Source organism: Pseudoduganella violaceinigra DSM 15887 (assembly GCF_000425385.1).
GTDB lineage: Bacteria > Pseudomonadota > Gammaproteobacteria > Burkholderiales > Burkholderiaceae_D > Rugamonas > Rugamonas violaceinigra.
Map to the genome: position 1 here is coordinate 207,266 of NZ_AUDI01000001.1, position 20,771 is coordinate 228,036.

At 59.4% G+C, this 20,771-nt stretch carries 25 protein-coding genes and 2 pseudogenes; 12 read left to right on the forward strand and 15 right to left on the reverse strand.

The window, feature by feature from the left end:
• The 13 genes from H597_RS0100965 to H597_RS35775 all read right to left on the reverse strand — a co-directional run bounded on the left by H597_RS0100965 (nt 1) and on the right by H597_RS35775 (nt 10,917).
• A complete protein-coding gene (locus H597_RS0100965) occupies nt 1-459 on the reverse strand; it encodes a phage GP46 family protein (RefSeq protein WP_035372831.1) in 459 nt (152 codons plus the stop codon).
• Nucleotides 460-1,017, reverse strand: a complete 558-nt coding sequence (locus H597_RS29275) for a phage baseplate assembly protein V (RefSeq protein WP_051293435.1) — start codon at nt 1,015-1,017, stop codon at nt 460-462.
• Complete coding sequence (locus H597_RS0100975) at nt 1,014-2,198, reverse strand: phage baseplate assembly protein (protein ID WP_035372833.1); 1,185 nt, start codon at nt 2,196-2,198, stop codon at nt 1,014-1,016. Before H597_RS0100975 ends, H597_RS29275 begins: the two co-directional genes overlap by 4 nt.
• Nucleotides 2,195-3,340 (reverse strand): DNA circularization protein, encoded by a 1,146-nt coding sequence (locus H597_RS32985; RefSeq protein WP_083940892.1) that lies wholly within the window; start codon nt 3,338-3,340, stop codon nt 2,195-2,197. The genes H597_RS0100975 and H597_RS32985 overlap by 4 nt, the downstream gene beginning before the upstream one ends.
• A 51-nt stretch (nt 3,341-3,391) precedes the next feature.
• Entirely contained in the window at nt 3,392-5,110 is a 1,719-nt protein-coding gene (locus H597_RS0100985; protein ID WP_028100476.1) for a phage tail tape measure protein, read from the reverse strand.
• Between the two features lie 143 nt (nt 5,111-5,253).
• Nucleotides 5,254-5,571, reverse strand: coding sequence for a phage tail assembly protein (locus tag H597_RS0100990; protein ID WP_028100477.1), 318 nt, complete (start codon nt 5,569-5,571; stop codon nt 5,254-5,256).
• Entirely contained in the window at nt 5,572-5,931 is a 360-nt protein-coding gene (locus H597_RS29285) for a phage tail tube protein (RefSeq protein ID WP_051293436.1), read from the reverse strand.
• A 50-nt stretch (nt 5,932-5,981) separates the two neighbouring features.
• On the reverse strand, nt 5,982-7,460 hold the full coding sequence (locus tag H597_RS0101000; RefSeq protein ID WP_028100478.1) for a phage tail sheath C-terminal domain-containing protein: 1,479 nt from the start codon (nt 7,458-7,460) through the stop codon (nt 5,982-5,984).
• On the reverse strand, nt 7,457-7,648 hold the full coding sequence (locus tag H597_RS33740; protein ID WP_083940893.1) for a DUF2635 domain-containing protein: 192 nt from the start codon (nt 7,646-7,648) through the stop codon (nt 7,457-7,459). The genes H597_RS0101000 and H597_RS33740 overlap by 4 nt, the downstream gene beginning before the upstream one ends.
• Entirely contained in the window at nt 7,645-8,346 is a 702-nt protein-coding gene (locus H597_RS0101005; RefSeq protein ID WP_154667893.1) for a hypothetical protein, read from the reverse strand. Before H597_RS0101005 ends, H597_RS33740 begins: the two co-directional genes overlap by 4 nt.
• Before the next feature lie 317 nt (nt 8,347-8,663).
• Nucleotides 8,664-9,092, reverse strand: a complete 429-nt coding sequence (locus tag H597_RS0101015; RefSeq protein WP_028100480.1) for a hypothetical protein — start codon at nt 9,090-9,092, stop codon at nt 8,664-8,666.
• A gap of 72 nt (nt 9,093-9,164) precedes the next feature.
• Complete coding sequence (locus H597_RS29290) at nt 9,165-9,737, reverse strand: hypothetical protein (protein WP_154667894.1); 573 nt, start codon at nt 9,735-9,737, stop codon at nt 9,165-9,167.
• Between the two features lie 76 nt (nt 9,738-9,813).
• Nucleotides 9,814-10,917, reverse strand: a complete 1,104-nt coding sequence (locus tag H597_RS35775; protein WP_051293438.1) for a YdaU family protein — start codon at nt 10,915-10,917, stop codon at nt 9,814-9,816.
• A 419-nt stretch (nt 10,918-11,336) separates the two neighbouring features.
• On the opposite strand from H597_RS35775, the gene H597_RS0101030 reads away from it, so the two are divergent.
• Entirely contained in the window at nt 11,337-12,053 is a 717-nt protein-coding gene (locus H597_RS0101030; protein WP_028100481.1) for a S24 family peptidase, read from the forward strand.
• Between the two features lie 884 nt (nt 12,054-12,937).
• On the opposite strand, the gene H597_RS34555 is transcribed toward H597_RS0101030, so the two are convergent.
• Nucleotides 12,938-13,204 (reverse strand): hypothetical protein, encoded by a 267-nt coding sequence (locus H597_RS34555; RefSeq protein WP_028100484.1) that lies wholly within the window; start codon nt 13,202-13,204, stop codon nt 12,938-12,940.
• A gap of 123 nt (nt 13,205-13,327) precedes the next feature.
• On the opposite strand from H597_RS34555, the gene bluB reads away from it, so the two are divergent.
• The 3 genes from bluB (at nt 13,328) to H597_RS0101060 (ending at nt 15,079) form a co-directional block, all read left to right on the forward strand.
• A complete protein-coding gene (gene bluB, locus H597_RS0101050; RefSeq protein WP_028100485.1) occupies nt 13,328-14,035 on the forward strand; it encodes a 5,6-dimethylbenzimidazole synthase in 708 nt (235 codons plus the stop codon).
• Between the two features lie 34 nt (nt 14,036-14,069).
• On the forward strand, nt 14,070-14,657 hold the full coding sequence (locus H597_RS0101055; RefSeq protein ID WP_028100486.1) for a hypothetical protein: 588 nt from the start codon (nt 14,070-14,072) through the stop codon (nt 14,655-14,657).
• Between the two features lie 176 nt (nt 14,658-14,833).
• Entirely contained in the window at nt 14,834-15,079 is a 246-nt protein-coding gene (locus H597_RS0101060) for a hypothetical protein (protein ID WP_028100487.1), read from the forward strand.
• On the opposite strand, the gene H597_RS0101065 is transcribed toward H597_RS0101060, so the two are convergent.
• A complete protein-coding gene (locus tag H597_RS0101065) occupies nt 15,059-15,343 on the reverse strand; it encodes a HigA family addiction module antitoxin (RefSeq protein WP_035372838.1) in 285 nt (94 codons plus the stop codon). The genes H597_RS0101060 and H597_RS0101065 overlap by 21 nt on opposite strands.
• A 70-nt stretch (nt 15,344-15,413) precedes the next feature.
• Between H597_RS0101065 and H597_RS0101070 the strand changes: the two genes are divergently transcribed.
• From H597_RS0101070 to H597_RS34560, 8 genes and pseudogenes are all read left to right on the forward strand, one after another.
• Nucleotides 15,414-16,208, forward strand: a complete 795-nt coding sequence (locus tag H597_RS0101070; protein WP_028100489.1) for a substrate-binding periplasmic protein — start codon at nt 15,414-15,416, stop codon at nt 16,206-16,208.
• 57 nt (nt 16,209-16,265) lie between these two features.
• Nucleotides 16,266-16,535 carry a hypothetical protein gene (locus H597_RS0101075; RefSeq protein ID WP_154667895.1) on the forward strand — a complete coding sequence of 90 codons (270 nt, stop codon included), beginning with the start codon at nt 16,266-16,268 and terminating at the stop codon, nt 16,533-16,535.
• Between the two features lie 102 nt (nt 16,536-16,637).
• Nucleotides 16,638-18,725 carry a TonB-dependent receptor gene (locus H597_RS0101080; RefSeq protein WP_028100491.1) on the forward strand — a complete coding sequence of 696 codons (2,088 nt, stop codon included), beginning with the start codon at nt 16,638-16,640 and terminating at the stop codon, nt 18,723-18,725.
• Nucleotides 18,726-18,773: 48 nt separating this feature from the next.
• The gene (locus H597_RS0101085) at nt 18,774-19,073 is read left to right on the forward strand and encodes an antibiotic biosynthesis monooxygenase family protein (RefSeq protein ID WP_028100492.1); all 300 of its coding nucleotides are present in this window, start codon (nt 18,774-18,776) and stop codon (nt 19,071-19,073) included.
• On the forward strand, nt 19,073-19,504 hold the full coding sequence (locus H597_RS0101090; protein ID WP_028100493.1) for a nuclear transport factor 2 family protein: 432 nt from the start codon (nt 19,073-19,075) through the stop codon (nt 19,502-19,504). The genes H597_RS0101085 and H597_RS0101090 overlap by 1 nt, the downstream gene beginning before the upstream one ends.
• A 56-nt stretch (nt 19,505-19,560) precedes the next feature.
• Nucleotides 19,561-19,860 (forward strand): hypothetical protein, encoded by a 300-nt coding sequence (locus tag H597_RS0101095; protein WP_028100494.1) that lies wholly within the window; start codon nt 19,561-19,563, stop codon nt 19,858-19,860.
• Between the two features lie 60 nt (nt 19,861-19,920).
• A pseudogene (locus H597_RS33750) lies at nt 19,921-20,123 on the forward strand (hypothetical protein); the annotation flags it as partial.
• 255 nt (nt 20,124-20,378) lie between these two features.
• Nucleotides 20,379-20,545 (forward strand): annotated as a pseudogene (locus H597_RS34560) (type VI secretion system tube protein Hcp); the annotation flags it as partial.
• Nucleotides 20,546-20,771: the final 226 nt, after the last annotated feature.

A 20,771-nucleotide genomic window follows, 5' to 3' on the forward strand; every position in this document is an offset into this window, starting at 1 on the left:
TTAAGTATTTGCTAGTTGCAGGTTGTTCCATGCAAAGTCGAACTGGAATTTCAGATTCGGCTTGCGCTCTCGTATGAAGGTGCATTGCAGCGCTAGAACTCCGGGGGCCGATATCTCGGTGATCACCTCGACTCGCGTGCACACCTTGTCCTCCACCAGCCACGCCAAAGCTTCGTCCGCGTACTCCTTCGCTCGCTGGACCACGGTCCGGGTCTGCTTTTCGCGCTGGAGCAGCCAAAGCCTGGATCCGATGGGCCGGCGCGTCATCGCGTCGCCCCACCACCCTTTACGTCCACCAGCCTCATCAGGCAAGCTGTCGTCGGCCCGCGCGCGGCGCCAGGTGAACAATGAGATCAATGCGGCGGTCTTGAGATCTTGCTCCGCGGAGAGTTGGCCAGCAGCGGCCAGGCGCCAATCGCCGCGCACGCCGGTGGCATCCCAAAAGGTTTGGATATCCATCTACATTCCCTGATCTGGTACCGCGCCTGGAAGGTTGTGACCGCGGTGTGCGTTGTAGGTCTGGCGCATGCCTGCCATCGACTTGCTGCCATGGTCAATGACGTCGCCCTGGGCGATGATGTCGCGCCCAACCGTCAGGTCTTGCGGAACATGCACCACTGGGGCGTTCTGGATCGTCACGTCCTTTCCGGCGCCATCGATCACGATGCCTGCGCGCGTGAGGTGTACCTTCTGGCCCTGGTCGTCGTAGACGGCCACCTCCCCCGATGCCAGCCCTTTGAGACGGAAACGGCGATCCTCCACGGCAATCAAAAGGCCATGATCGCGATTGCCGCCGACGAACACGACGACCCCCTCGGCGCCAGGCTTCGGCACACTGGTGAAGCCGTATTCCTGGATGCGCTCGACGTCGTCATGCACTTCTTCGGCAAGCAACTGCGCCTGCACCAGCTGCACCGCCTTACCATCGCCGATTGCCCTGAGAATGCAGCGTCCGACCATCAGCGCCGCCCTGCCGCGCGCGGCGGCTGTCATTTTTTCAATCGCTTCAAGCATCATGCCCTCTCAAATTTACTACCTGCGTCCTTGGCGCCTGGTTTGGGCTCCGGAATTTCCGGCAGCTGGTCAAACGCCTTCGGACTGGTCAGCTCAATCTCTGCCGTCGTGCCACCTTCGTCGAGCTTGAACGTGATCGCAGCCACCAGCCACTCCTCGTCGATGCGGCTGAGGCGATCAACGACCCGCACCATGCTGTTGATGCGCCAAATGTCATCGCCCATCGGATCCGGATACCAGCCCTGAACGGTGGCGACATACTTGCGTGCCTTCGCTTCCCGGTTGCCAACTTCCCACTCAGCGCGCTGCCGGATGCGTGCCGCATCAGCCTGCGATTCGCACACCACGATCAGTGGGCGGTACCGGGTAATCTGGCTGTTGCCGGTCTTCGTCCCGTTTGCCGCACGCTTCACAGTCGTCTTACTGGAAATGACCGCCTCGAGCTTGCCGACGTCGTCGACCTCCTGCGCGCTCGCCTGTCCTTTGACCGTAATCTCTGAAAATAGGTTCGCGTGCGACATCTCGAGGTTTGCCGACAGCACGTTCTTGCCGAACTCGAGCGGCACCGCAATACGGCCAGCCCGCCCCGCCCGCGTCAGCAGCAGGCCACCCTCGTGATCGGAAACGAGCAGCACTGCTTCATTGCGGGCGAGTCGTTCCAGCGCCCTGAACACCGTTTCACCGTTCTGGCATGCGAACTTGGGCAGGCATCCTTCGACACGCGGCGAATCAGGCGGGGCGGCCGTCTTCCCGCTCTTCTCTTGCTGTCCCGTAGGCTTCTTCGCGCTCGTCGTCTCGTCGTACACCTTGATGCCGAAGGGAGCGCACAGCCGGTCGGCAATCTGCTTGCCCGTCAGCCCCGAGTAGGCTTGGCTGGGCGCCGAACAATCGACCAGGTCGCCCGTCTTGTCCCGGCCCTTAATCTGAATCCGATGATCGTTCGAGTCGTAAGAAACGTTGACCGAATCGACGTAGCCATTAATGACCACATGGGCGCCGATTCTGACCTCGCAGAACTCCCCCGGCGGGATCGCCCATGCCGTCTGCTGGTCGGGCCAACGCTCGGTCAGGGCAATCTCGAAGGTTCCGGCAATCTGCTCAATGCCATGCCGGACATTCACGATCTTCCAGCCGCCATATACCTGGCCGCCGACATGCAGCGTCAATTTATTATCATTCATCATTCCGCCGCGAGTTGAAGTGACACGCCGGCTGGTATGAAGCCGGGGTGCCGGAGAGCGTTGCGCTTGACGATGTCGTCATTGCGCAGGTCACCGTACAGCGCATACGACAACACCAGCGCTGGCTGTGGCACGAGCAATTGCATGGAGTACGTCCGCGGCAGCGCTGCGCCCTGCCTTGACAGGTGCACGAGAGCGGCTGAGCGAACGGCCTTGAGCGCAGTGGCAACTGTCGCTGATGGGCGCGGCGCCCCGGGCGCGTAGTCGTGCGCATCAAAAAATCCGAGAATAGCGGCGCGAACCGTCTGCACGTCGACCGCTGTCGAAAGGTCTGCGCCGGAAGCGAGGCCGGCGTACCGAACCAAGGCAGCGCGCTTGACCAGCAAGGTCAACACGGCCTGCTGACGACGCACCACGCTTCGAACCGATTGCCCCGGACCGGCGCTAACGCTGGCACTCGCGCTGACATAAGGCCGCTCCAGAATGCCGGTCACCCGGTCAACGGAGCGCACCAGGCCGATAAGTTCCAATGCCAAACTGCGCGGCTCCTCGATGAGGCTTCCAAGCCTTGCCCTCACTGCGGTAGTCGCTGCGGCACTCCTCCTGAAGTCATCAAGCGCCAGAAATGCGTCGAGGGATGAAAGGATATCGCCGACACCCCAGCTCGGCAGTCCATCAACCGACAATTCCTGCGTAAAATCGTCCATGATCGCGCCATAAGCCACGTCCTGAACTTCCAGCAGTTCGGCCCCCGAGTCAATGCCGACCGTAGGTTGCGCCTGTTCGCCAGACTCGACGAAATGCAGCGTGAATTTCGCCAGTCCGCCGAACTCGGTCGACTCGCTCAACTCGCACTCAGCCACCACCACCAGTTTGGTGCCGTAGTAGCGATGCACCAGTTGCCCAGGCCCTTCTTCTTCAATTGCCGCAAGCAACTGATCACGGCCCGACATGTAGTCCGGACCGATGACGTACGCCTCGACCTTGTACTCGCGCGCGCGACGTCCCATATCTTCCAAATAGGGGAAGTCACGCTGCGGGTATTCATGCCGTGCAAGGCGCCGGCCAGCGGTCAAGCTGCCGGCGACCACGTCAAATGGAACGCCGCGAAACGACGCGGGTTGTAATTGATCACGCCAAGTCATAAGAAGTCCAAAAAGAATAGGAGGAAAAGTGAAAACTGCAAGAGTCCGGGGTCAGGCGCCCAGGCCATACAACCCAGCCGATACTTCAATCGGCACCGCGTTGTTTGTGCTCCACAACTGCCGCACCTTCGTCGCCGCGCCCAGGATCTCGAGTTGGATACGGCCACCGACTTCCGTCTTCCCGCCGCCATCTTTGACCGTTTGGGTCGCCGATAACCCGTTGCTGTTGCCCTGAGCAGCCCCAAGACCAAGGCTAGGCATGGCTGACGGAGCGTCGGCGCGCACCGCCGCCGCGCCGGACCACACCCCTGCGCGCATCCCTGCAATGTCCAGCTTCGAGACCATGGCGGCGCGGCCTGCCTTAGTCGCCGATTCTGCGAACGGACCGGCGAACGGCTCCGCATGTTTCGCAGCGTCAGAAGCGCGTTTAGTCGCAAAGTCGAGCAGGGACATGTTCTTGACGATGTCCAGACTCCCGACCAGAGGAATGCTCTTGATGACGCCGATAATCCCATTGCCGAGCGCCTGCCAGGATTCGAGGTAAAGCTGAATCAGTCCGTCGAAGAAGTTGACTTCAAAGACTGCCTTGATCCGGTCCCATGCGCCGACGAAATAGTCGACGATGCCGTCCCAGTTCTTATAGATCAGGTACGCGCCGACAGCGATCGCCGTAATGATCGCCACGACGGGATTGGCCATCATTACGGCCCAAAGATCCAACAGTCCGGCTTTCACCAGCGGCAGCGCAACAGTCCCGATAGAAAACAGTGCAGCAAGCGTCGGTGCAAACGCTGCGCCCAACAGCATCACAACGCGTGTTGTGGCGCTTGTGTTGTCGATTAACCAGCGAAGTGCCGATGCGACACCCGATACGACGTCGGCCACACCTTCAAAGAATCCCACGACCTTGTCCACGTCAAGGGAATTGACGAAGCGGTCCATCCAGTCGACCAGCTTCGGTATTAACTCGAGCAGGCGAGCCTCCCCCCGATCGAGCAGAACCTGCAACTTGGGAGCAGCCACCGCCGCCATCTTTTGTGCTGCTCGGCCAATCAGGCCAGTGATGCGGGTCATGCTGTCGGCAGCATTCCCAGCATCCTCGAAATCTTTTTCAGTCAGCAAAGCCGCCTTGGCGCGCTGCTTGTACTCTTCAAACTTCTCAACGCCCTGGCTCAAGCCTTCGGCCATCTTGACAGAGCTCTTGCCGGCGAGCGCTTGCAGCATCTTCAGCTTGGCGCCAGACTTGTCGCTCTGGCTGAAGACTTCCATCATTTTCTTCAGCACGTCAACGGGCGTCTTGGACTTCAAGTCCGCCATCGAAATGCCCGTGGCGGCAAACGCCGCCTGTGCCGCTTTGCCCCCAGCCACCGCCGAGCTCATATTGCTGGCCAGCTCCTGCATCGCGGCAGAAGAGTCTTCAGCCGAAACGCCGAACTGCCCCAGATAGTCGCGCAGGGCGCTGATCTCCACCAACTGCTCGCCTTTTATGCCGGCATTGGCCATCGAATCGGCGAAGTCATCGACGGCGTTTAGCGCAGTCGAAACGACCCTTGCGGCGGCATTACCAAAGCCCGCGATGGCCTTCAGATTGCCGCCGATCTTCGACAGAGCACCGCTGACCCTTTCCAAACCCTCAGTCTTTTGCAGGTTAGCCCACGCTTTGCCGAGCTTACTCTTGGCCTCGAGCTCTTCCACGCGGTTGGTAATCCGAATGATCACCGCGCTGGCTTGGTCCAGCGCGGCGATGACAATCTCAACACGGTCATTCATGTCTAACACCTTTCTTCAGGACGATACTGACTATCTCATCGCCTCGTACTTCTCCTGGGCGATATCTGCCCAGAAGTCCAGATCCGCCGTGTCGAGATTCATGATCGCCTCTGGCGTCCAGCGGAACGTCCAGGCGATCAGCTTTACCGCTTCGCGCCAGTGCCACTTTCCAAAAAAGGCAACACGAACTCCATCGCTGCGGTAACGTCGCCACCGTCAATCGAATCCGCCTCCGCGCGGGTAAGGCCGCATGTCGCTTCAATGATCTGGAGCGTCAGGTCGTAAGGCTTGCGCCCCGTGACCTCGATGTTGCGCATCTCGCGACCAACGGGGCGGCGCAGCTGCAGGACTTCGAGCTTGGTTCCATCCTTGAGCGTGATTGGGTAGGTCAATGGGAACGGGATGACTTGCCCGGTCTGTTGGCGAACAACGTTCGCGGCGTTGTTGTCTTGGTTTTCCATTTACGCTTCCTCCGCTTTCGAGCCGAAGAACTTCGCCGCAGTTTTCTCGGCTTCGTGTTTCAACGGTTCGGTAACGGCCGCATTGCGAACGACGTATGCCTGACCGCTGTCAGCCTCGAACATGATCGTCATGTCGGTCGCATTGTTGATATCCAGGATGTCGACATCACCGCTCATAGCGATCTCGCACTCGATCTCTGCATGCTGCGGCTTCTCGGTATAGCCGGTCACGCCGCCGTCAATCGTCACGGGAGTACGTACGACGCCGCCCGGGCTGAGTTTGCCGCTTCCAGGCATGGTGCCGATACGGCGGCCATTGAGGGTGATATACGCCGTGCCAGTGAATTTCTTGCTTGCCATGATTTTTCCTTAAGAAAATGGGCCAGCCTTAGACTGGCCCAATTGGTTGATTACAGTCGGAATTCCAGCTTGGCCGCAAAGACGCGGAACTGGTTGATCAGGTCGGGCGGCAGCAGCACATCGATACGGTTCGCATCGGTCTGACTACGTTCGACGATCAGGTCGGTTTTGAACTGGTCGAAGTTTTCTACCAGGCCGGCTTCCTCCCAGTCGCGGAACAGGGCGATCAGCTCGCCGCGGATGGTGCGCGGGGTAACGATCGCCTGGCCGGGCGCGAAGTTGGCACCGTCGTTCGCCAGCTTGTAGCGTGCAAACTTCTGTGCAATGCGCGCCCGCACGCTGTAACGCAGGTAAGACAGCGTGTACATCGTTTCGGCATCGCGGTAGCTGGGGTCGACGAAACCGCCGCTGTTATGCACATAAGTCGTCACCGCACGCTCGACCATCAGGTTGCCGCCAGCATCGGCGATGAAGGTCGCCAGGCCGTAGCTAAGAAGGTTGTTGCGTTCCGCCCTGGTAAAACGCTTCTCTTGCGTCGCCGGAAGCAGGCCAGGACCCACCAGGGTCTGCACCGGGCGTGCCGGATCGATGCCGCCCAGGTAATAGGCACAGATGGTCCCCCAAACGGCAGCATGCTTCCAGACCGGCATTGGCGAGCCGCCCTGCTCCACCGACCAGGCCACCACATGCTCGCTGTTGCGCGAATTGGACCAGGTGTTCAGGGTGCCTACCGTACCGCGGACAGCGGTGTGCGCGCGTCCATCGTTCTGCTTCAACGGACCCCAGCGCGACGCCAGTTCGGTCTCGATCAGCTGCAGTGTGGCGCTATCGGACAGGCCGATCAGGATCGTGTTGTATTGCGTTTCGCCCAGGTTCGCGATCGCAGCCGCAATCGACGGGTCGCCAGCGCCGCTGGCCATCGCCGTGATCGCAACATTCAGCCCTGCCGGCGTCTTTTGCGATTGCGGGTAATAGTTCAGCCGCAAGTCAATGTCGTTGCCCAGGGTCCCCTTATTGCGGGCGGTCAGGGTAACAGTGCCGGCAGCCGACGCAGCGGTCACCGGCAGGTCAGCATTGGCGTTGATCGCTGCAGTCAGGGCTGTCGCGATGATGGTCGGCGTATCGGTGACCGCGACCGCCGCCTGGACCAGCACGCCGGCGACGTACAGATTCAGCAACCCTGCTTCTGTCGGGGCGCCGGTCACGGCAATCGCGCCGGTCGCCGCAGCGCCTGCGCCATTGTCGGCGAGCGGAATGATGGTGGTCTCCACCATATCGGTCACCCCTTGCGACGCCTCGTACATCAGTGCGGCGTGCGAGCCGCGACCGCAGGCGGCCCTGACGTCTGCCAGGCGGGTGGCCATGAACGGCACATCTGCCGCAGCGGTGCCACTGGCGAGCTTCTGGGCGATCACCAGAATGCGGTTAGGCATCACGGTCAGGCCTTTATTGGCTTTGGAATTGTCGAACTCCACGTACTGGCCAGGGGCCAGGAGATTGACCGGAATTTGGTTGAAACTGACCGTCATGCTTTCGCTCCTTTTTTCGCAGCGTTTGATTCAGCGGCTTCCGCCACTTCCTCTACATCGCCGTCGCTGAGGCGGCGAATCCAAAAACCGTCGTCGCCGTCTACCGGCGTTGGACCTTCGATTTCGCGACCAGTTGCCGGGTCGCGTACCAGTCGGCCTTCAACGGGCACAATATTGATAACTCTCATACAGGGTTCCTCTCTTTTAATGGACCGAATGGCAGGATGATGGCCGCACGGGCATCAAGCTGTCCGTCGGGTGTGTGCGGCGCTGGCGGGTCATTGCGGGGGCTCGCCATATCGAACCGCACGTTTAATTGGCCCAGGTCGTCGAAGCCTTGGGCCGGCTCGTGGTAATAGGAAAACTTGAACTGCATTACCGCTTGCGTAAGTTCAGCGCGACCGTCAGCACCCTGGTAGGTGAAAACGGTATCGACGTAGTGAGCGCTGTCCACCAGGCTGGCGAGCTGAGCGACAGAGCTCGAGCCGCTATTCATCTGCGCTTCGATTTGTGCTTCGATCGCGTTGCACAAGTCGTCAAGCGCATCATCGGCATCGACGTCGGCCTGAACAATGACGATGATCTTCAGTTGGAGCTCGCGCAGTTGTGTGAAGTCGTTGCTCTTCGTCGCCGCATCGCGCTCGGTATAAACCAGCACCACCGGGCAATTCTGCGCGGTGAGCGGATACGTGCGCGAGGCCTTGACCCGACCAGCAAGCGATGGCGTGGCGTTGAGTACATCGCGCACTGCGTGACGGATCAGCTGACGCTGACTGTTCATGCAGTCACCTCCTTCCGCTCCAGAAGCGCAACCATGCGACCATGCAGCCAATCGAGGATTGTCCCCATGATCGAGTCCATTCAGTGTGCCGCCTTTGAATTCCATGGCATTCCTCGAAAAGAAAAAAGCCCACCAGGTGGCGGGCTCTCGGGTTTATAAAGATCACTTCTTTACTAAGCTTTGTGCAGACGTCTGCACGCCATCGTTAAGCGACGGCGTTTTGGAACAAATAAGGCAGATCAGGTACGGTGTTGACGTCGTTCACGCGTTCGCCAGCGTGGCACTTGTAGCAGCCTTCCAGGCCGCTGTATTGACAGGGATGGCAACTCGGCACACAAGGCCGCCGAAATCTATAGACGAAAAAAAACCCCGCTTACGCGAGGTTTTGTTTTGCACGGGCGTGACTTTCCCTGATGTGTATTCTAATCGAAGTAAATCCGAGTTGCAATATTCTTTCGCAATAAAATCTCCAATGCCCGCTCCGCCTCGCCCACCACGTCGGTGAAGTCCAGGGATGGAAAGCGCCATACTGTCGCGATATTGCAGCGGCGGCGGATCGCCCAATCGAGATGGCGCGGCAGACTTTGCATCATCGCCTCAACGCCTTCTGCGACGCGCGTCTCCATGACTTCATACAATTCATCAGAGTCCCCCTCAACGTCTTCCGCATAGTCGCTTTGCAGGATTGCACTGCGCCCCCGCCATCCAAGCCGCGTATCGTCGCGCCGCTGCCAGCGCATCCAAACGTCAAGGCAGTAATCGAGTGCCTTCGTTTCTACTCGCGCAGCGACCGGAATCGCGTTCGCCCTCCTCGCCGCGCTACGCACGACCGGCACCGACTCTTCGACCATAGCCACTCCGTCAACAACAAGTACTCCACTCATTGAAATTCCCTTTCTGCCCAAATTCAGAACGTTCTTCACCTATGACCGCAGGCCCAGCGCCTGCTCAGCCATTTCAATCGATGCGATGTAGACGGATTCGCCGCGCTCATGCTTTTGCAAGATCGCATGCGCCCACTCGGTTTGCCCGCTGATGCCAGCACGCTGCGGTATGCCCTTCATGTTCAATTGCGACAGCAATTTCCTGGCTCGATCAGGCTGCAGCCTTGCTTTGCCCGGCGCTGGTAGCTCTTGGCGCTTTATGGGCACCGGCGCCAGATTCAGCTCTTCGGCGTAATGGCGAAGTGCTTCGACCCAACGCGGGCGCAACACCTCATACCCTTGATGTGTCATGGCAAATGCGCCAACCTTCACCCATGCCCAATAAATGGCCGGGTGCGACCATACGTCAGGATCATTCGGATTGAATCGCTCCCGCTTAACCCCTTGCTCCAACGCTTCATGAAACGCAAGCTCCGGGTCAAGGTTCGGCCTGCAAAGCTTGATGAACTCAGGAAGGGTCGGCGGCCTATCCCTTGTTTCGAGCATCCGATATCCGGTCGCCAATTCAGCCCTGGACAAACCGCCCAGCCGTTCCGCCCAATATTCCTTCATTTCGCCGGCGTTTACTCCTGCCCACATGTCAGCGAATCGTGCTCCGTACGCAAAGGACATTCGTTTGAACAATGACTCAACCCAAGTGATGGGCAACGGCTGATGGGGTGATGTCGATGATGTTGTTACGTGCTGCATCGCTCGCTTCCTCTCCAGTTAATCCTGCAATCGTTGCCACGCGGCTTGCGGTAAAACCTGTGGCAACCGCTCTCCCAGGCGTCCTGGCGCCGGCTACTTTCATCGTCGCGGCCTCGCGCGACCAGCGCTCAAGAATTCCTTTGACGTAGCCAAGACTCACCGACTCGCCTTTGGTGCGGCGGGCTTCCTCGCAGGCCGCCGCAATCGTGGCTTCCGTCACGCCTTGTGTAGCCATTTCAATAAGACGAGGGTCCGCTGACTGAGTGCGCACCCCATGCTTTCGGAATTCGACACTAAGAGCCACAGCGCCGCGCGCGTGCTCTTCATTCTGAGTCGGCTGTCGCTGGGGGCTAACTTGGTTCTGGTTCTGGTTCTGGTTCTGGTTCTGGTTCTGGTTCTGGTTATGGTTATGGTTGGTTTCAGCGCCAGGCATCCGCGAACTATCCGCGAATACACCGCGATTGGTTCGCGGATCAATCGCAGTGTGTTCGAGTTCGCTGCCCGTTTCTACCGCCAACGATTCGCCATGCAGTTTGGTCGCCGGACGAACGGAACCGAAGTCACAGCCCGACCGGGGCGACAGCCGCTTGAGGCTGCCAACCATTTCAGCGCATGCCAAACTTTCCGGCGTGTCGCCCCACTTGCGCACGAATTCAGCAAGCTTTGCCTCCGCAGAGACGAGGTCACCTGCCTCGAAGCCAGACTTGATCACTTTCTCAGCCGCGCCCCAGGCTCGCGCACGCGCACCGGCATTTCCGCTTCGAACGTTCGCGCGATACTCCTCGATCTCACGGTCGCAACGCTCGTTGACCCAACCCGCTTCCGTCAAGGAAAAGAAGTCTTCCAACACCTGCTGCGCAGCGCTTATTTCGTCCGGCGCGACAATCAGCAGCCTGCGAAACAGGGTGCGCTGGTCGGCAGGCAGGGGGAGTTCCTTCTCGTAGTAAATGTCGAGCATGTCGCGGTAAATTCCCCGCTCTAAGCGCGTTAAGTGACGCGTGGCGCTATTAAAGTCGCCGATGTGATGCGGGTAGTAGTTCATCGCAATGCCCGTTCTGGGTCATGAGAGAGTTCAGTCATTCGCGGCTTCCTGCGAGCAGCCTGGCATGCGCTTAACTGGCTTTCTGGATTGTGGAAATGCCACGCAGGATCGCCCGTCCGCCCCCCCTGCCGAAGGAATGCCCAGTCAACGCCAGGACACAGGTCCTCGCAAGTAAGCTCGCGGTTCGTGAATTTTTCGAGTTTGATTGCCAGCGCCTCCTTACACTGGCGGTTGCCATAAGCGATTTGGCGCAGATAGTCAAAGGAGGTTCCACACCGGGTGGCAAGATCGTAACGTTGCCAAATAGGCAAGTTATTTAAATAATCAAGTAGTCTCATGCGGAAACTTTATCAATTGATATAGTCAAAGTCAAGCATTTGATAATTTATCATTTGATAAATTTCTGGTTTAATGCCGGGATGGACATGTATCAACATCGGCGGGAACGCCTCGTCGCACTTATTCGCGACAAACATTTCGGACTTCGGAAGAGCCTGGCTGACGCTAGCGGCTGGAGCGAAGCGCGCATTTCGCAAATCTTGTCTCCGACCTACCGCGACGGGCGTGCATTTAGCGAGAAGATTGCGCGCAAGCTGGAAGAGGACCTGTCCTTGGCTCCGCTTTACTTTGACTATGGCGCTGGCCCGGCACCGGTGCCGGCAACTCCGCCGGCAAGTGAGTATTTGCGCGTACAGCCAATTAATGAAGACAGCCCCGGCATTGTTGCAATTCGCAAAGTACGGCTCCGTCTGTCTGCTGGCATCATGGGGTTCATCGCAGACCCCGACCCCGATGCGGCGCAGTCGTTCAATCTTGATGAGGATTGGATTGTCCGCAACCGTTATAACGCCGACGAACTGCTTGCTATCGAGGTTACTGGCGAAAGCATGGAGCCAAGGCTTTACCGTGGCGACCTGGTCGTCGTAAATACTGGCGACACACGGCCTGTTGACGGACAGGTCTTCGCGATCAACTATGAGGGGGAAGCGGTTGTTAAACGACTTGCGCGCGATATGGGCAAATGGTGGCTGACCTCAGACAACCCTGACCAGCAACGGTTTCCGCGCAAGGTCTGCGAAGGTGGCAATTGCCTGATTATTGGCAAAGTCGTCCTCAAGAAGAGCGAGAACATTTAATGCCGGTACGTTCGCTCGAATGCGTCTTCGTGGACGACGTGGATCTCGCTCGCGACGACTCATTGGCATTCCTTAACCCCGAGCGAAACGCGATTGTCCTTAACAAGCCTGGCGCTGATTCAGAGCTTTGCATTTGCGTGACCGCTGAGGCCTCTGGCGCCCAGCCAATGGATCGGCTTTCCTTGTCGCTTTCCGTGAATTCGAAAGAGATTGCCTGGATCAGCTTCGCTCACGCAGCCGTTCAGCCCCCGGATCCTTCGCAAGACCGCTACCAGATCGATCACATTTTCACGATTCCCCACCACCTTACTTATCGTGAATGCACATTCGTCGTTACCGCAACTACCGAACGCGGCCACTTGGGCACTCGCGAACTTAAGCTAGAACTACCTCCCCCGTTTTAAGCATTTGCTTGTGCCCGCGGCACAACGGTGCAATATTTCGCAAAGAAACTTTACCAATTGATTGACATTATGTTTATCATTTAGTAAAGTATGTTTCATCGTCAGTTCGATGGAGCAAGTATGCAATCTTTGTTCAGGGGTGTGGTCCAGCCCACAATCGGTGGACAATGTGCGTCCGCTTCCCGCGCTACTTCGAAAGCTCTCCTCGTCGACGCGAGCGGAGTTTAACTATGTCGGCTCTCGTTCCCGACGCGATCTCAATCGACATCGCCTTTCGATCTCTTGGCACTACCAAGAGCCTCGATCAGGTGATGGCAGATTCAGCCCTGAAAAGAATTCTCCTCAATGGCGCCAGAGTGCATATGAGGCGCCGGGCGAAGTTCGACCCGAAACGAATGCAAGCAAACGATACCGATTAGAAGAAAGAAAATTGCTGCGCATGCGCCTTGACTGGTGCTACTGCGAGACTTCGTCTGCAGCTCAAGCGCCGACGAATGCCGGCAAGGCGTCGAAGCTGGCGGCAACCGCATCCGGTGCCACGCCCAGTTGCTCCGCCGGCGCATCCGTCGCCAGCGCTGTTCCGCGGCCGGGTAAGAACTGTTCGCCAAGCGCGAAGATCGGGCGCGGGTCGAACAAGGCCAGTCCATCGAAAGCTACCGCTTTGATACGCGGTGTCGCGGCCTGCGCTGGAAGTATCGCGCTTGCTGCGCCTGCGGCGGGTGCACTGATAAAGCTGGGTCGGTTCATATTGTTCTCCGATCGGGTCTCGATAAGCCTACTTTACGGAGTTCCTCCTCAAAGCAGAATCCTCGGCCGGCAGAATAGATTCTTTCGGGATTTGCAGGAATGCGCATCGGGTAGAATCTGGCCATGACATCCCCAGACAACAGCTTCTCCCCCGCCGAGCGCGCAGGTTTGTACCGCGCCATCCGTGAACGCCGTGATGTGCGCTCCCAGTTCCTTCCCGCCCCGATTCCGCACGAGGTCCTGGCCCGCCTGCTGCAGGCGGCGCACCATGCGCCGTCGGTCGGTTTCATGCAGCCGTGGGACTTTATCGTCATCGATAGCAAAGAAGTCCGGCAGCAGGTCCATGCGATCTTCGAACGGGAAAACGCGAAGGCGTTGGAGAACTATGCGGGAGACCAGGCCTCGCTGTACAAGCGCCTGAAGCTGGAAGGCATTCTTGAGAGCCCGATCAACCTGTGCATCACCTGCGATCGCACACGCGGCGGGCCCAATGTGCTGGGGCGGAATTCGATCCTCGATATGGACTTGTTCAGCGCCTGCCTGGCGGTGCAGAACTTGTGGCTGGCGGCGCGCGCCGAGGGAATCGGCGTGGGCTGGGTCAGCATCCTTGACCAGCAGGAGCTGGCTGCCACCTTGCAGTTGCCGGAAAATGTGTATCCAGTGGCCTATCTTTGCGTGGGCTATGTGAGCGAATTCCTGCCCAGCCCAGAACTGCAGGCCAAAGGCTGGCGCTCCCGCCTGCCGCTGGAAGAGCTTGTCCACGGCAACCAATGGGGCCAGCCGATCGAAGACGCGGCGCTAGAGTCGGCACTGCGCAAGGCGGCAGTATAAGAAGATCCCGCTTAAAGAACAGGAAGACCAGGTCATGTTGTCTACCGCGATTCAAGGCCGGTGCGGCGCTATTTTGTGCGCGCTACTTTGCGCAAGTGCTTGTGCACAAGAGAGCAACCATCCGCCGCAGTTCTTACGCGATCCCATACTGGGCCTGCGGCTCCCTGTAGCCAGCGCCAAGCTGGATGTTCTGCCCGAAGAGATACGCGCGCAATGCGAGCAGATGGCTGACACTGAGACCTGGACCACACGCCCCTGGATTTTCGGCGTCGCAAATGACTCAACTGCTACGTACTACCTGATCCACGGGTATTCCATGCGTCGCAATCCAAAGCCTGGACAGCGCCTGTATTTCCAGCCAATTGATGGTGGTGTTTATACGATCTCCGGCACCGAGTGCACTGGCGATCCGGCGCGCGAAACGTTTGCAGTGCGGGACCCCGCGCAAATTCCACGGGAAGTGCTGCAACAACTCGCCCAGGATCTTCTGACCCGCCTGGCGCGCGCCGCCGGCAGCAAGCAACGCTTGCGGGCCGCGATCAAGCAGCAGCATATCGACATTCATCAGCTGTCGCCAGAGATGCAAGAAGCGCTCAACGCCTACTTTGCGCCCACGCATTAGGTATAGCTTCCGATTTGACAGCGGCGGATATACAACGATCGCGCCGGACGCTTTCCAAAGACCATCTGTGCCAAAAACCCACGCAACAATTGCGCTCACTGAACGCAGATGTGGCGTGACGCACAGAACACTTCGAAGCCCCTGGCATAGCATGTACATAGGCTCAGGGAGGCAACGTGGAACAGCGAAGTCACCAGGATCGGCGCCTCGATAACGGCACTGCGGAACGCTTCGACATGGCGGTACGCACAGCGCTGGCCTTCGACCAGGACGCCGCATATAGCTACCTTTCCATCTGCGGCGTCGAGCGCATGCTGATACGCTCGTTTGCCGAGCGCTTTCCTACCCGAGTACGGGCCGTCGCCTCGCTCCCTTGGCACACCATCGACCGCCGAGCGGATTCAATGCAGCGTGCGTTTTAAGACGCGCCGCCTTTTCAGCAGGGCCCTGCGCGTGTCGTAGGCAGACTGCAGGTCGAGCCAGAACTCCGGCGTGGTTTCGAAATAACTGGCCAGTTGCAGGGCAGTGGCGGGCGAGATGCCGCGTTCCTGGCGCACGATGCCAGTCACGCATTCAGGCTCCAGGTGCAGCACGCCTGCCAGCGTGCTTGCTGTCAGGCCCATGGGATCCATGAATTCTTCCAGCAGGACTTCACCCGGGTGGATCGGGCGCATAGTGTTTTCCATAGCCGCCTCCTTCAATTCCATTCTACTACCGTGCGCGCCCTACCATTCGCTTGTCTTAGAATAGTTGCATATGAAATGCGCAACTTTCATTGCTTCCGCCGCCATCCTTGCACTTGCAGCCAACAGCGCGTTCGGCTCCTGCGGCACGATCCGTTTCGCCTATCCCGACCAGCATCGCCCGCCCTATTGGATGGGTAACGGCCCGACCGTGCCGGAACCGGCCGGCGCCAGCGTGGAGTGGGTGCGTGAACTGGCGGCCAGCAACGGCTGCACGCTGGAACTGGTCAGGCTGCCGATGATGCGCCTGCGCAGTTCGCTCATCAGTGGCGCAGTGGACTTTGCCCCGGTCGACATCACGGCCGATGGCCAGCCCGGCATTGTGATGCCACGTGACACGCACGGCAAGCCTGACGCGAAGCGCGCCACCACCTTGCTCCTGATGGCCTTCGTACGCGCCAAGGACGGTTATGCGCACGACCTGGACCCAGTGGACATGGTGCGCGGCAAACGGGTCGGCATCATGTACGGTTCTTCCTACGCCGCGCGGCTGGAGAAGGCCGGCGCCATGATCGACCAGGGCGCGACTACCGTGCCCAGCAACTTCGACAAGCTGCAGCTTGGCCGCATTGATGCCTTCGTCGTTCCCATGATCGCCGCGACCGATCTGGATAAATTCCTGAGCGAGCACTACAAGGGCGAGCTGGCGCGCCTGGATAAACCCTTCTTCAAATCCCACAATTGGCTTGCCACCAACCCGGCCTATTACGAAGCGCACCGGCGCGAGGTCGATACTATTTGGAACTGGCTGGGCACTGATGGCAACCGGCGCTTCAACGAGATCCTGCGCAAGTACACGGGGAACTAGGACATTCTCCTTTTCGCGCCTAAAATGGACTATTGGCGTGGCTACAAGGAGGCAATCATGTCCACACTCAACAAGGGGCGCGGCCTGGAACAGCAGACCCGGCACGGCACCACGAGCATCGGCACCATGGGTTCCGGCTGCACCGGCCAAAGCAATCATTCCCAGGGTAACCAGCAATCCGCCGACACGGCCGGACGGACCGACGACTTGCTGTCGGGCTGCGTCGAGGAAGACGAGCGCGAACACGGTTTCCAGGGCGGCACGCAATACCGGCAAGGCGAACAGCAGCAGAGCGGGCCGGATACGGTGCGGCGCAGCGAACGGTGAATTCTTGACCCAGTTTTAGTTTCTACTGTTGTGCAATCTTCCCGGGTAAAGCATAATTGCGAATGATAACAATTCTCATTACGCAGCCACTCAGGAAATAGCATGAAGTTGAATAAAACCCCGCTGGCGCTTGCCATTGCGCTGGCGCTGACGCACGCCGCCGTATTCGCTGAAGACGCCACGCTCCCCTCCGTCACCGTCACCGCCGGCCGCGAAGCCGCCTATAACCCCAGCACCGCCACCAGCGCCACCAAGATTGATGCGCCGCTGCGCGACATCCCGCAAACCGTAAACGTGGTCCCGCAGGAATTGCTGCGCGACCAGGGCGCCAGCTCGATGGAAGATGCCATGAAGGGCATTCCGGGCGTCGGCCTGTCGCACGGCGACGGCCAGCGCGACCAAGTCACCATTCGCGGCTTTACCGCGATCGCCGACCAGTTCATCGACGGCATGCGCGACGACGCGCTGTATTTCCGCGACCTGTCGAATATTGAACAGGTGGAAGTGATCAAGGGTCCAGCTTCCGTGCTGTACGGCCGCGGTTCCTCCGGCGGCATGATCAACCGCATCACCAAGAAGCCGGGCATCAACCGCAGCGAGGCCGGCGTGACCTTCGGCAGCTGGAGCAAGAAACGCGGCGAATTCGACGTGGCGCGCAATCTGCAGGACAGCGGCGTCGCCTTCCGCGTCACCGGCGCGAAAGAAGATTCGGACAGCTACCGCAACCAGCAGTTCCTGAAGCGCGAGGCGCTCTCGCCTTCCGTGCTGTGGAAGCTGGACGCCGACACCTCGCTGCTGGTGCAGGGCGAGTACCTGGCCGACCGCCGCCTGACCGACTTCGGCATTCCTTCCTATAAGGGCGAACCGGTCGATGTGGATTCGGGCACCTATTACGGCGCGGCCAATGCGCGCGACGTAGACTTCAGCCAGGCGCGCGTCAAGTCGCTGTCCGTCGCGCTGGACCACCGCATCAATGCCAACTGGTCGCTGCGCAATGCCTTCCGCCGCTACGACTATTCGCTGAACCGCAACAACACCCTGGTCGGCAGCGTCAACGAAACGGCGCAAACGGCATCGCTCAGCCACGCCAATATCCGCCGTGAAGAGGATGGCTACTTCAACCAGACCGAGTTGACCCAGCGCGCGGACTTCTTCGGCATGCAGCACCAGCTGCTGTACGGCGTGGAAATCGGCAAGCAGGACAAGGACCTGGTCAACCGCTCGCAGACCAACGTGGCCACCGTGAACCTGTTCAAGCCTGCCCTGCCCGTGCTGCAACTGGCGGCAAACGCGGCGCCTGGCACCGACAACCTGGGCATCATGAAAAACAAGAGCGTCTACGTGCAGGACCTGGCGACGCTGACGCCGCAATGGAAACTGCTGGCCGGCGTGCGCTACGACGATTTCAGCCAGGAGACGCGCGAGCGCCGTGTGGGCCAGAAGGACTTGGAACGCACCGACCGCGCCTGGAGCCCGCGCGCAGGCCTGGTGTACCAGCCTAGCGGCAGCGCTTCCTACTACGCTTCGTTCAGCAAGTCCTTCCAGCCTTCGGGCGAAACCTTCGCGCTGGCCGCCAACAATGCCGCCATCGAACCGGAGCAAACCACCAACAAGGAAGTGGGCGCCAAGCTGGACCTGTTCGGCGGCCAGGCCACGCTGGGCGCATCGCTGTTCCGCCTGCAGCGCACCGGCATCAAGGCCACCGATCCGGTCACCAACGTCGTAATGCCGGTCGGTACCCAGCGCACCGACGGCCTGGAACTGACCTTCAGCGGCGAACTGGGACAGGGCTGGCAAGTGTCCTCCGGCCTGGCACTGCTGGATGCGGAAATCATCAAGTCCATCGCGCGCGACGACGGCCAGCAGGTGCAGGGCAAGCGCCCGACCCTGACGCCCAAGCACAGCGCCAGCCTGTGGCTGAACAAGGCGCTGGGCGGCGGCTGGTTCAGCGGCGCCGGCTTGAACTACCAGGGCGACCGTTTTGCCAATCCGGGCAACACCACCACCCTGCCCGGCTACACCGTGGTCGATGCCATGCTGGCTTACCGCACGGCGTCCTTCGATGTGCAGCTGAACGTGAACAACCTGTTCGACCGCGAGTACATGGTGTCCGGCCACGGTTCAAGCAAGCTGCTCAACCTGCCGGGCGCGCCGCGCAATGCCCGCATCACAGCCCGCTACCGCTTCTGATTCATCTGAGGCACAATCGGGGCATTACTTTGCGAAAGGAATGTCCCGATGATTTACGAGTTTGCGGAATTTGAGATCAAGGATGGCCAGGGCGCCGAGTTTGAAGCAGCGGTGCAGAAAGCCGTGCCGCTGTTCCAGCGCGCCAAAGGCTGCAAGTCCATGCGCCTGGAGCGCGTGATCGAGCGCGCCAACACTTATCTGCTGGTCATCGTGTGGGAAACGCTGGAAAACCACACCGTCGATTTCCGCGGCAGCGAAGACTTCCAGACCTGGCGCGGCATGGTCGGCCAGTATTTCGCCGCCACTCCGCGCGTCGAGCACACCTCCAACGTCGTCGCCGGCTTCTAATGCGAAGCCTCGCCTGCCTGCTGCTGGCAGTTGCCAGCCTGCCGGCTTTTGCAGCTACGCCGGCCGAGACCATGGATGCCTTCCAGCATGCGCTGGCTGCGGGCAAGCGCGAGGCCGCCCTGGCACTGCTCAGTCCCAAGGTGCAGATCTTCGAATCCGGCTATGTCGAACGCAGCCGGGATGAATACGCCGCGCACCACCTCGACAACGATATCGACTTCCTGCGCGCCACGCAAGTACGCCTGCTGCGCCAGGAAGAACGCCGCGATGGCGCCAGCGCCGTCGTGATGCGTGAAACGGAAACCACTGGCAGCTACCGGAACGCCGGGGTCCATCAGTTCGGGCTGGAGACCGCTGTGCTGGAACAGCAGGGCGACGCTTGGCTGATCGTGCACCTGCACTGGTCCTCGCGCCAAGCCAAGCCGCAATAAGCGCGCGCCGCTTCGACGCGTGTTACGCGACAATCGAGCCAAACAGGAGATACATCATGCCTAACACCATTTATCGCAATTTCCGCCAGATCGAGGATGCCGAAGGTGCGCGCAGCGCCCTGCTGGCTGAAGGCTTTGCCAATTCGGCAGTCCAACTGAACCTGCATGGGACGCGCGCGCTGAATACTACCGCTTCCGCCGTCCAGCACATCATGGATTCGCTGACGCCGGACGATGTCGACAACACGGACAAGCCTGATCGTCCCGCAGCCCTGCTGTCGGTGGATGTCGACGACGACGCCCAGCGCGAGCAGGCCGATAGCATCATGGCCCGTTTCGGCGCCCAGGAAGCATGATTTCGTACGCCCGCTTGGATGACTTTTAATGTGGCCACAGCCCCCTGGTAACTCTTCAAGATCACTGCTAATTTTTCTCATCCTGACGAATGGAGCAAGGCGACGGGGAAACAGATTCTTGACGACGAACTGTGGTCATTAATTGAAACGCCGCTGCCGCCGGCGAAACCACGTCGCTTCCGTTATCCGGGGTTCGTTGGAACCAGTTGCCGCAAGAGATGGGCTGTGGCTCAGGCATCACTTGTTGGCGGCGCCTGCGCGACTAGCAAAAGGCGGGCTTCTGGGAGCAACTCATCTACGTTCCGCAATGGCCTCCGCTCATTGATGCGATTCCTCGCATCGCGGGCCTGCACGGACGGCAGTTAGGGAAGCAATCAACAGAAAATTGAGGAACTTCAAAACGCGAAATGCGTGGCATAGAAAAATGGTAACTGAAGAGGAATATCTTCTACTTTAGCTGGCCAGCATTTCGTCGCTCGTTCTGTGCCAAGGTTCTGTCGTTCAACCAAGAGCAAGCCATGGCAATCGATGTCTACTTTCAAATCAACGGCATTAAAGGCAAGTCGCAGGATTTGGCGCAACAGGGCTGGATTGAGATTTCATCGGCTCATTGGGGGGTGTGGTACAGCCCAGAAGCGCGACCGCCTACACTGGTGGTGGCCATACCGCCGAACGCTGCAAGCACCATCCGCATTTCCAAGGATGCTTGCGCACCTGGCATCGTCAATCCTAGACGCCGGGTCATGGAGGTCACAAGAGTGGCTTGAATATGGACATTCGGCCGCTGCGCAAGGATGGTCGAGAAGATCCTGTGATCTGGTTCGATCGCCAGTACGGCCAGGAATGCTTAAGGCGGGAAAGCATAATGATCATTTCCATGTGAACCTGCGAGGCTAGCTATGCGTCGTACA

Excerpts from the sequence above, each read along its gene's own strand:
- H597_RS0101015 (WP_028100480.1), bottom strand. The coding sequence starts at position 9,092 with ATGGTCGAAGAGTCGGTGCCGGTCGTGCGTAGCGCGGCGAGGAGGGCG.
- H597_RS0100975 (WP_035372833.1), bottom strand. The coding sequence starts at position 2,198 with ATGATGAATGATAATAAATTGACGCTGCATGTCGGCGGCCAGGTATAT.
- H597_RS0101075 (WP_154667895.1), top strand. The coding sequence starts at position 16,266 with ATGTCCACACTCAACAAGGGGCGCGGCCTGGAACAGCAGACCCGGCAC.
- H597_RS0101030 (WP_028100481.1), top strand. The coding sequence starts at position 11,337 with ATGGACATGTATCAACATCGGCGGGAACGCCTCGTCGCACTTATTCGC.
- H597_RS0101085 (WP_028100492.1), top strand. The coding sequence starts at position 18,774 with ATGATTTACGAGTTTGCGGAATTTGAGATCAAGGATGGCCAGGGCGCC.
- H597_RS0101080 (WP_028100491.1), top strand. The coding sequence starts at position 16,638 with ATGAAGTTGAATAAAACCCCGCTGGCGCTTGCCATTGCGCTGGCGCTG.
- H597_RS0100965 (WP_035372831.1), bottom strand. The coding sequence starts at position 459 with ATGGATATCCAAACCTTTTGGGATGCCACCGGCGTGCGCGGCGATTGG.
- bluB (WP_028100485.1), top strand. The coding sequence starts at position 13,328 with ATGACATCCCCAGACAACAGCTTCTCCCCCGCCGAGCGCGCAGGTTTG.
- H597_RS0101005 (WP_154667893.1), bottom strand. The coding sequence starts at position 8,346 with ATGGAATTCAAAGGCGGCACACTGAATGGACTCGATCATGGGGACAAT.
- H597_RS0101000 (WP_028100478.1), bottom strand. The coding sequence starts at position 7,460 with ATGACGGTCAGTTTCAACCAAATTCCGGTCAATCTCCTGGCCCCTGGC.
- H597_RS29285 (WP_051293436.1), bottom strand. The coding sequence starts at position 5,931 with ATGGCAAGCAAGAAATTCACTGGCACGGCGTATATCACCCTCAATGGC.
- H597_RS29290 (WP_154667894.1), bottom strand. The coding sequence starts at position 9,737 with ATGAAGGAATATTGGGCGGAACGGCTGGGCGGTTTGTCCAGGGCTGAA.
- H597_RS0101095 (WP_028100494.1), top strand. The coding sequence starts at position 19,561 with ATGCCTAACACCATTTATCGCAATTTCCGCCAGATCGAGGATGCCGAA.
- H597_RS33740 (WP_083940893.1), bottom strand. The coding sequence starts at position 7,648 with ATGAGAGTTATCAATATTGTGCCCGTTGAAGGCCGACTGGTACGCGAC.
- H597_RS32985 (WP_083940892.1), bottom strand. The coding sequence starts at position 3,340 with ATGACTTGGCGTGATCAATTACAACCCGCGTCGTTTCGCGGCGTTCCA.
- H597_RS29275 (WP_051293435.1), bottom strand. The coding sequence starts at position 1,017 with ATGATGCTTGAAGCGATTGAAAAAATGACAGCCGCCGCGCGCGGCAGG.
- H597_RS0100990 (WP_028100477.1), bottom strand. The coding sequence starts at position 5,571 with ATGGAAAACCAAGACAACAACGCCGCGAACGTTGTTCGCCAACAGACC.
- H597_RS0101070 (WP_028100489.1), top strand. The coding sequence starts at position 15,414 with ATGAAATGCGCAACTTTCATTGCTTCCGCCGCCATCCTTGCACTTGCA.
- H597_RS0100985 (WP_028100476.1), bottom strand. The coding sequence starts at position 5,110 with ATGAATGACCGTGTTGAGATTGTCATCGCCGCGCTGGACCAAGCCAGC.
- H597_RS0101065 (WP_035372838.1), bottom strand. The coding sequence starts at position 15,343 with ATGGAAAACACTATGCGCCCGATCCACCCGGGTGAAGTCCTGCTGGAA.
- H597_RS35775 (WP_051293438.1), bottom strand. The coding sequence starts at position 10,917 with ATGAACTACTACCCGCATCACATCGGCGACTTTAATAGCGCCACGCGT.
- H597_RS34555 (WP_028100484.1), bottom strand. The coding sequence starts at position 13,204 with ATGAACCGACCCAGCTTTATCAGTGCACCCGCCGCAGGCGCAGCAAGC.
- H597_RS0101055 (WP_028100486.1), top strand. The coding sequence starts at position 14,070 with ATGTTGTCTACCGCGATTCAAGGCCGGTGCGGCGCTATTTTGTGCGCG.
- H597_RS0101090 (WP_028100493.1), top strand. The coding sequence starts at position 19,073 with ATGCGAAGCCTCGCCTGCCTGCTGCTGGCAGTTGCCAGCCTGCCGGCT.